The 8,972-nt window shown below is 38.1% G+C and carries 6 protein-coding genes and 1 tRNA gene; 5 read left to right on the top strand and 2 right to left on the bottom strand.

Features of this window, described 5'->3' with window-relative positions; all coding sequences use genetic code 11:
• The coding region (locus tag AC1DG9_RS18220; RefSeq protein ID WP_477634999.1) for a hypothetical protein at positions 1-547 on the top strand (547 nt) is incomplete at its 5' end.
• 55 nt (positions 548-602) lie between these two features.
• On the opposite strand, the gene AC1DG9_RS18215 is transcribed toward AC1DG9_RS18220, so the two are convergent.
• Together AC1DG9_RS18215 and AC1DG9_RS18210 are read right to left on the bottom strand one after the other, a co-directional pair.
• Entirely contained in the window at positions 603-2,282 is a 1,680-nt protein-coding gene (locus AC1DG9_RS18215; RefSeq protein WP_172660286.1) for a PNGase F N-terminal domain-containing protein, read from the bottom strand.
• A gap of 18 nt (positions 2,283-2,300) precedes the next feature.
• Positions 2,301-4,223 carry a response regulator gene (locus tag AC1DG9_RS18210; RefSeq protein ID WP_477634998.1) on the bottom strand — a complete coding sequence of 641 codons (1,923 nt, stop codon included), beginning with the start codon at positions 4,221-4,223 and terminating at the stop codon, positions 2,301-2,303.
• Positions 4,224-4,667: 444 nt separating this feature from the next.
• Between AC1DG9_RS18210 and AC1DG9_RS18205 the strand changes: the two genes are divergently transcribed.
• From AC1DG9_RS18205 to AC1DG9_RS18190, 4 genes are all read left to right on the top strand, one after another.
• Positions 4,668-4,741, top strand: a tRNA-Arg gene (locus AC1DG9_RS18205).
• 258 nt (positions 4,742-4,999) lie between these two features.
• Positions 5,000-7,441, top strand: a complete 2,442-nt coding sequence (locus tag AC1DG9_RS18200) for a TonB-dependent receptor (protein WP_288883932.1) — start codon at positions 5,000-5,002, stop codon at positions 7,439-7,441.
• A gap of 3 nt (positions 7,442-7,444) precedes the next feature.
• Positions 7,445-8,620 (top strand): PepSY-associated TM helix domain-containing protein, encoded by a 1,176-nt coding sequence (locus tag AC1DG9_RS18195; RefSeq protein WP_288883933.1) that lies wholly within the window; start codon positions 7,445-7,447, stop codon positions 8,618-8,620.
• Complete coding sequence (locus AC1DG9_RS18190; RefSeq protein WP_172660290.1) at positions 8,610-8,792, top strand: hypothetical protein; 183 nt, start codon at positions 8,610-8,612, stop codon at positions 8,790-8,792. Before AC1DG9_RS18195 ends, AC1DG9_RS18190 begins: the two co-directional genes overlap by 11 nt.
• Positions 8,793-8,972: the final 180 nt, after the last annotated feature.

The raw sequence follows: 8,972 nt of genomic DNA, 5'->3' as shown, positions 1-8,972 counted from the left end.
GGCTAAGGCTGATGCTAAAAAAGAAGCAACAGCAACCGCAAAGAAAGAAGCAGCAAAGGCTAAAGCTGACGCTAAAAAAGAAGCAACTGCTAAGACCAAAGCAACAGCCGATGCAAAAAAAGATGCAACCGAAAAGGTTAAAAAAGAAACTACAACTGCAAAAACTAAAGCTAAAGCAGAAGCAACCACTGCAGGAGCAAGATTAAAAAAAGATGGTACGCCCGATAAACGTTTTGCGAAAACAGCTGCAGCTCCAGCTAGTGATATAAAACTTAAAAAAGATGGCACACCGGATAAGCGTTTTTCTGCTACAGCTGCCAAAGAAAAAGCAGAGGCTCCTGTGAAGGAAGTTAAAAAGGAAGTAACAACAGTGAAAAAACAAACAACTACCGCTGTTGCCAATGCTGCTAATAAAGATTATAAGCCAACTGTAGATAGAACGCTGAAAGGCCCTAATTCTGAAGTAATTTATACCGGCCCGCGTGGAGGTAAATATTACATCAACAAAAATGGCAACAAAACTTATATTAAAAGAGAAGCAGAATAGTATAAAGGCTTAGTTTTAATAAAAAAGGCATCCAATTCCGGATGCCTTTTTTATTTTATTCTTTATCGCCAATTAACGTTCCTGATACATTCCAGGCGCTAAAACTTCCTCCCTCTGGTTTCCCTAACGGTATTGCTACCTGAAAGGTGTGTTTGCCAGGTTTAAGATCCGGTAAAGGGATTTCAACAGGTAAGGTAATTGTTCCAGGACACCAGTTAGAGCGGCTAAGATCCGAAGAGGACAAACCATTCCCAAAATTGCCTGAAGCAGGGTTTAAATATCTGTATGTTGCACAATCCTCTCGCCATGGAATAAAGTGATATACTCTTTTGCCATCCATAAAGATTTCGTTTTGTTTTGGTACAAATTCATCTCCGCCACCCCAGCCACCGTGACCAGTTGTAAGATATCTCATTTTTAGGTTTTTTACACCTTGCGGGATCTCCACAGTTACGGTAAGAGAATCCTGATCGAACATTGTGCCGTATTCCTGTCCCGACATTTCCATTAAATTGGTTGTGTTAAAAGCAGGCATTAACCATTTCTTTTCCTCTTTTTGACTTTCGCCCTCATAGCCTGGATAGTATTTGAAGTACAGACTGGCTTTATGTCCGCCTTTATCATAGTTTCCTATAAAAACGCCTATCCACACTTCTCCTTGCAAACGCGGTAATAAGGATGTGATATCCTGTTTGTAGACAACCGAATCGGCCCAGTTATACCCTTTTATTTTTGCCTGTGGATTAAAATGGTTTACCCCAAAAGAAGTGAAAAAACGCATTAACTCAAGCGGAGGTAAATAGTTGTCGGTAGCCGTAACTCCTTGGTATTTCTTTCCATTTCTGGCTGAATAAACAGGAAGTACCTGAATACCGCTCTGCAAAGCATTAAGATAAGAGATGGATTTGTCGGTAGGGATCATAAACACAGAACCTGTACGGTCATATGCGTCCCCGTTAGAATGTTGTGCTAATTCGATAAATAATTGTTGACCAACTTTTGTTGGCGGTAGCTTTACTTTCTTAAGAATAACAGTTCCACCAGAGAAATGGTAAGTGACATTAGATTGTTCTCCGACAGGATTTTCTGTTTTGTTGCCAAAACTAATCTGCTCATTATTGAAAATGGTAAGCGTAGTGTAGCGGCTTTCGATTACTTGTCGCTGGTATGCTGGTTCATCTAACATGGTACCCCAGCTTTTTGGCCAGGCAAGTTCTTCGGGGGTTACTGTACGGTACTCGATGTTCTTTGCAAAGGTTTCGGAATTACCATTACGAATGGTTTTAAGAACTAAGCCTAATTCGGGGGCAATTGAAATGCTTGGTGTTCCTTTAATTTTAAGGTCGTTTGTATACCACACCTCGATGGTGTTGGAACGAACAAAGACTTTAGCCTTTTTACAGGGAATGCCCAATATTGTGTCTATTCCTGGAAGCAATTCTGGTTTTACGTATTCAGAGAAGGGCTTTTTAAGTGTGTATGCTATAGCATTGCTGTTTTGTATCTGATAACTTGCCTTTTGAGCAATTTGCAGATACTGCTGTTCGGTCTGACGACCCTGAGGTACCAGATGTACCTGGTTACCTTTAACGAACATTTTTTGCTCTGCCTTTGTTTCTTTTCCGTTATTTCGGAATCCATAGGTAACAACAGCTTCCTTGGCTTTTGTGTTTATTTGTGAAAACGATGGAGCACTGATTAAAAATAGTGCAAACCCTAATAGAACTACTCTCATGGGGCATAAAGTTATGAATTATTTTACCTCAAGTACTTCTAAAAAGAGTTCGAACATTTCCTCTGGTTTAAATGGTTTAGAGAGAATATAGAGAATGCCCATTTCTTTAAGCCTAAGTCTCACTTCTTCAAGTACATCGGCAGTAAAAATGATTACTTTGGTTTCCGGATAGGTTTCTTGTATGTATTTAGATAGCTGATAACCATCCATACCCGGCATGTGCAGATCTACAAGAACAACATCAAACTTTTCCTTTTTTAGAAATTCTATGGCAGTATAGCCATTGTCCGCTTTATTAGCATTGATCCCAAAACGACTTAATTGGCGGGTGGCGACGAGTAAATTTGTAGGATTATCGTCAACAATCAACAACTTAAAATCAGGTAGGGCAGGGAAATCAAATTCGAATGCGTTTGATTTCTTTTCCTTTAGTATTGGTAAGGCCTTTTTGAAGTCAATTTGGAACTCGAATATTGATCCTATGGACGGTTTACTGATTAAGCGAATTTCGCTTTTGAAAAGCCTTACTAAACCTTTGGTAATGTTAAGTCCCAATCCGCTTCCTTCTTGTTGCCTGTGGGAATCCTGGTGAACCTGATGAAACTTGTCGAATACCAGATTATGTAGATGTTCAGGAATTCCAATTCCAGTATCGGAGATTTTAAAAAGGATAGATGCATGATCGTCTTGATCGACAAGCGTTTTTAGGGTGATGCTAACCTCTCCTTTTTCGGTAAATTTGATGGCATTAGCCAATAGGTTATTTAATATCCTTGTTAGCCTGAGATCATCAATCATTAAGGACTCAGGTGTTTTGTAATCATGATGGAAATTTAGGGCAAGGCTTTTATTTTTAGCGAATGGTAGAAACTGCTTGTAGACATTATTTATAAGTGATATCAGATTTGTAGGGGCTTCATTTAATTGCATCTTTTTACTTTCAATCTTTTCCAGATCTAATATGTCGTTTATAAGCCCCAATAAATGATTAGAAGAGTATCTTAGATGATCCACATACTCTTTTATATCCTTGTTTGAAGATGTTGCCTGATCCAAGAGATTGCTGATGCCAATAATTGCATTTAAAGGAGTCCGAATCTCATGACTCATAATGGAAAGCGTCTCTGTCCTTTTTCTGGCAATTTGTTCAGCAAGATTTTTGGCCTCAATAAGCTCCAGCTGGTTGTTTTTAATGTCTGTAATATCTTTCAATATTCCTCTGAACAATCGAACATTGTTGTTTTCCATTATTGGAACGCCTGAGATCCTTACCCATTTTTTATTCCTTTTAGCTGTTATGAGCTCTAATTCAATGTCGAAGGCAATATTTTTGTCAAGCGAATTTTTCAGCGCTTTTAATAATTTTGTTTTATTCTCTTTGTCAAATGATTGTGGGACATTGATACTATTGATTACAATATGCGGATCTGATTCGTTGATTTCGTAGATCTGATTCGTTAAAAATACTTCTTTACTTRTCGTATCATATTCCCAACCACCCATTTTTGAAATTTGATGACCTATTTCTAGCAAGTTGTTGATCCTTTTGAGCTCTAAGCTATTCTTTTCAAGCTGATCGGTCATCTCTTTTTTAGCTGTAATATCCTCAATGATACAGATTATCCTGGCATCAGTATTAATGGAATCGATTTTTTGAAACTTAGCACAATACCATAGCGACTTAGTTGGGTCAAAATCTGGATAGATGCATTGTTGTCTTTCTCCAGTACTAAGTAATCTGACTATGCAGTCAATAAAGATATCTCCAAACTTGCCAAAAACTTCCGGGATACTCTTATTGATAAAGAATTCGGGTGGCATGAACAATTTAGATTTATCTTTTGTCCAAACCCGCTTAATTACAGATTGTTCGGTTAATTCCAGAATTACATCATCAAGTGCTTCAACCAGCGATTGCAAATTATGAGCGTCATTATCCATAGGTAGGTAGTGGTAGATTTAAAGTTTGTAATTATTTGGTTAGTTGTGTCGACTTGTTATGTAATCCTCTAATCGTAGCAAAACTTCCCCGTTTTCTGCCTGCAAATAAATAGCATTGTTGTAGGAATTGTTCGGGATGAAGGTTTTTGCCTTGGTTGTCGGATAAAACACACGTTTTTCTTATTTTTATATACCTTAGATATACAACATCCATGCCTCATTTTAAAGCCAGTAAAATTGGAAGTTTATGGGTTGCTAACTTATTTTGAATAGTGACAGTAATGGTATAGTTATTGGAAAGTAAAATACCTGAATTTAGGCTATTTGTTAAGTGGCTGGTAATCTTGCGTATATTTTTTTAATGCGATTTTTTTAGAAAATTATCAAAATAGATTTGCGCTTATTCGCATGTTTTTATATCTTTGGCGCTCCTTAAGGGGAAAGGCCTTGGTAGCTCAGTTGGATAGAGCAACGGTTTTCTAAACCGTGGGTCAGGGGTTCGAATCCCTTCCAGGGTACAAGAAATTTATTTCTTAATTAAAGGCGACATTGCTCCAGATGTCGTCTTTTTTTTTGCCTCTATTTTTTAAATATTGATTTAGTCAGGAGCTAATAGGGCTTCGATCCAGAATATTTAAAGATCATTACAAGTTATCGATTTAAATCTTAAATACTTGAAAAGGAGCGTGTAAGGCTGTTGTTTGGAATAATTTTAAATAATATTGTTTAGAATTATTTTAAATAGTAGGTTTGTGCCGATCAAACAAATTTCAACTATGATAAGAATTTTTACCAATTGTATTATTTTGCTCTTATTTTCTGCAAGTCTGTCATTTGCGCAGACTGGAAATATTGGTGGCTCAGTAAAAACCTCCGATGGAAAACCCGCAGAACTTGTAACTGTAAATATTAAAGGAACAGGTAAAACAGCCTTAACAGATAAAAGAGGATCGTATGAGCTAAAGAATATTAGAACAGGCAAATATATTCTGACTGCAACATTTATTGGTCTGGCAAAACAAGAACAGGCTATTGAAGTAAAATCGGGAGAAACTGTATCTGCTGATTTTGTACTGAATGAGAATTCCGATCAATTACAAGAAGTAATCATTTCTTCCAGAAATACTAACAAAGTAACTGCTGCAGTTGCTAAGATGCCTTTAAAAAATCTGGAGAATCCACAGGTTTATAGTTCTGTTTCTTCTGAAATATTAAAACAGCAAGCGATTAGTAACTATGATGATGCGATGCGGAATATTCCCGGAATCGCAAGAACATGGGAATCTACAGGAAGGGGAGGTGATGGAGCCTCTTATTTTGCGCTCCGTGGTTTTGAAGCGCAGCCAAGTCTGATCAATGGATTACCTGGCCTGACCAGTGGAAACCTTGATCCGGCAAGTGTGGAAGAGATACAAGTGATGAAAGGACCTTCTGGGACATTGTTTGGAGCAAGCTTTTATGGCTATGGAGGGATTATCAATACCATTACTAAAAAACCGTATTATGAGTTTGGCGGTGAAGTAGCCTACAACCTGGGTAGTTTTGGTTTGAACAGGGTAACTGCAGATATAAATATGCCTTTGAGCAAAACTGAAAAAATTGCAATGCGTATTAATACTGCCTACCATACAGAAAACAGTTTTCAGGATGCCGGATTTAAAAAGTCTTTCTACATAGCACCTAGTTTGGCTTATGAAGTAAATGATAGGCTTTCCTTTCAGGTATTGACAGAAATTTTACAGGAAGAAAGGGCTGCTCCTCCAGTCTTTTTTAATACTAATAGAGATACAACGCTCATCTTTAAAAACCTAAAAGAGCTAAACCTAGACAGGAACTTGTCTTTCACCAGCAACGATCTGACTATAAAAAATCCAAGATATAATTTGCAAGGTCAGATGCTTTATAAACTATCAGATCAATGGACTTCACAAACTGTGGTTTCCAGAGGGAACGTAAAATCAGATGGCTATTATACCTATATCTGGGATGATGCATACCTGAATATGGGGGGCGCGAACAGGGACAATTATTTTGACCAGTATTTCCATAAAGAACAACAAACCACTAATACAACTGATATACAGCAGAATTTTAATGGCGATTTTAAAATCGGAAGTCTGAGGAATCGAGTTTTGATAGGGTTGGATTATTATACCCGCAATGTAATTGACAATGGCTCGGCTTGGGCTTTAGTAAGACAGGTTACACCTCAGAACAGTGAAGTTGAATTTGATAAAGATGGAAAAGAAATTCCTCCGGTATATTTAACGCAAGCTTTGGTTGATAATGCGCTGGCGGATGCAGGAGCAGGAAGTCGTACCAATATCAAGAACAGTACCTCCAGCGCTTATGTATCAAACGTTCTTAATTTTACTCCTTCATTAAGTGTTATGGCTAGCTTAAGGATGGATTATTTTGATTCCAAGGGTGATCTTAAAGATACTGAAGATGATTATAATCAATTAACCTTCTCGCCTAAATTTGGGGTTGTTTATCAGCCTATACTGGATAAGGTGTCGATTTTTGCGAATTACATGAATGCGTTCTTTAATGTAGCGCCACGTGAAGTATTTGACGAGAATAAAGTAAGCCTGGGCGTAAAATCATTTAAACCTGAGCAAGCTAATCAATGGGAAGTAGGAGTGAAAGCTAATTTCTTTTCTGATAAGTTGTTTGCCACTTTCTCTGTTTATGATATCAGAGTTGCAAACAGGGTTTATGATACACCAACTTCTTCCGTGCAAGGTGGAAAAACAGGAAGCAAGGGTTTTGATTTGGATTTAAGTGCAAATCCTTTTCCTGGTTTTAATATCGTTGCAGGAGTTAGTCACAGCAGAATTAAAGTGCTTAAAGGAAACACAGGTGAGCCCACTGATTTTTACAACGAAGTAGGAAGTGCACCAGGTGGTCAGGGACCTCAGGATCTGGCAAATTTATGGGCTACTTATAAATTTGGATACGGTAAATTAAAAGATTTCGGGATCGGGTTAGGTGGAAACTATGCTGGTGTATATAAGGTAATAGATAATAGTGTAACAGGAGTTTTTGAATTGCCAAGCTATACCTTGTTAAATGCAAGTTTATTTTACAACTCAGACAAATATAGGTTTACCTTTAATATGAATAACCTGACCAATGAAGATTATTACATTGGTTACTGGTCTGTTAATCCACAAAAACCAAGGAACTTTGCGGCAAGTTTTGCTTATAAATTTTAACTTATGAAGGCTAAAACAATAAAAAAATGGTTTGAAGTTCATAAATGGACCAGTCTTATTTGTACGGTTTTTTTGCTCATGCTATGCCTGACTGGTTTACCTCTGATATTTTATGAGGAAATTGATCATTTACTGGGCAAGGAAGTAGAAATGCCTGCTGTTCCTCCTGGAACTCCAGAATTGTCAAAAGATGTTGTACTGCATGAGGCCTTAAAACACGTACCCGTAAAGGCAATAAAGTATGTGTCATGGGATGTAAAAGAGCATCCTGGTGAAATGTTTGTTGTTGTGGCCGATTCAAGTGAGGCGCCCATTGAAGGAGATCATTACCTTAGGATGAATGAGTATACTGGTAAGGTAATGGACACGCCGCCCAATGAAATGGATTTTATGCTGGTGATGTATTACCTGCATGTAGAAATGCTGGCGGGCATACCCGGTAAACTTTTCCTGGGGCTGATGGGGCTGCTTTTTATTGTTGCTATTGTTTCCGGTATAGTATTATATGGTCCGATTATGAAGCGTTTTGATTTCGGAATGATCAGGACAGAGAAATCATCGAGATTAAGGTGGTTGGATTTGCATAACCTGTTTGGAATTGTAACACTGGCCTGGGCATCGGTTGTTGGACTTACAGGTGTGATAAACACCCTGGTTGACCCAGCGCTGGACAAGTGGAAGGCTAGTCAGCTTGCCGAAATGGTTGCGGGATATAAGAATAAACCTAAGGTAACAGGAACTTTAAGTTCTTTGGATGCTGCTGTTAAGACAGCTAAGGCAGCCGCTCCCGGAATGGATGTCTCTTTTGTTGCCTATCCGGGAACACTTTACTCCAGTAAGTATCATTACGCAGTGTACATGATTGGAACTACTCCGCTAACTTCAAGGATTATCAAACCGGCGTTAATAGATGCCAAAACTGGGGAATTGACAGACATGAGAGATCTGCCATGGTATTTGAAAACAATCTTTATCTCCCAGCCATTTCACTTTGGTGACTATGGGGGTATGCCGATGAAGATACTCTGGGCGATTTTCGATATCGCTACTATTATTGTATTGATTTCCGGAATTTACCTTTGGCTTGCCAGGCGCAAGGCGAAGTCGGCCCAACTTAAAAGGCTTATGGGAGAAGCCGAATCGCTCACCTTATCAACTGTTCAAGAGAATGAAGAATAATAATAACGTGTTTTTCAAAGTATGGGGTATCCCTATTTTACTGGGAGTGATAACAATTTTAGGCTTGTTATCAGCAATAATGGGAGTAGGAGTATGGCATATCGTGTCATGGATTGCCTTAAGTATTCCGGTTTATGTTATGTTTAGGTACGGATTAAAGTATTTTAAATAGGTCTTTCTAATTTTTCTGGTTGTGGTTTAGTGAGTTAGGGATATTTTGTAAGAAATAGTGTATAAATGTTTGCGTGGTGGCTGAATTTTCCTACTTTTGCATCCCGCTTCGGAGGAAGGGAAACAGTGAAAAAGGAAGGTGAAAAAGAGTTTCAAAAAAGATTTGCAAAACAGAAAAAGA

It is taken from the genome of Pedobacter sp. 05L430 (assembly GCF_056397585.1).
Note: the sequence above shows the minus strand (reverse complement) of the source record. Positions and strands in the feature narration are given on the sequence as shown.

Excerpts from the sequence above, each read along its gene's own strand:
- AC1DG9_RS18215 (WP_172660286.1), bottom strand. The coding sequence starts at position 2,282 with ATGAGAGTAGTTCTATTAGGGTTTGCACTATTTTTAATCAGTGCTCCA.
- AC1DG9_RS18200 (WP_288883932.1), top strand. The coding sequence starts at position 5,000 with ATGATAAGAATTTTTACCAATTGTATTATTTTGCTCTTATTTTCTGCA.
- AC1DG9_RS18195 (WP_288883933.1), top strand. The coding sequence starts at position 7,445 with ATGAAGGCTAAAACAATAAAAAAATGGTTTGAAGTTCATAAATGGACC.
- AC1DG9_RS18190 (WP_172660290.1), top strand. The coding sequence starts at position 8,610 with ATGAAGAATAATAATAACGTGTTTTTCAAAGTATGGGGTATCCCTATT.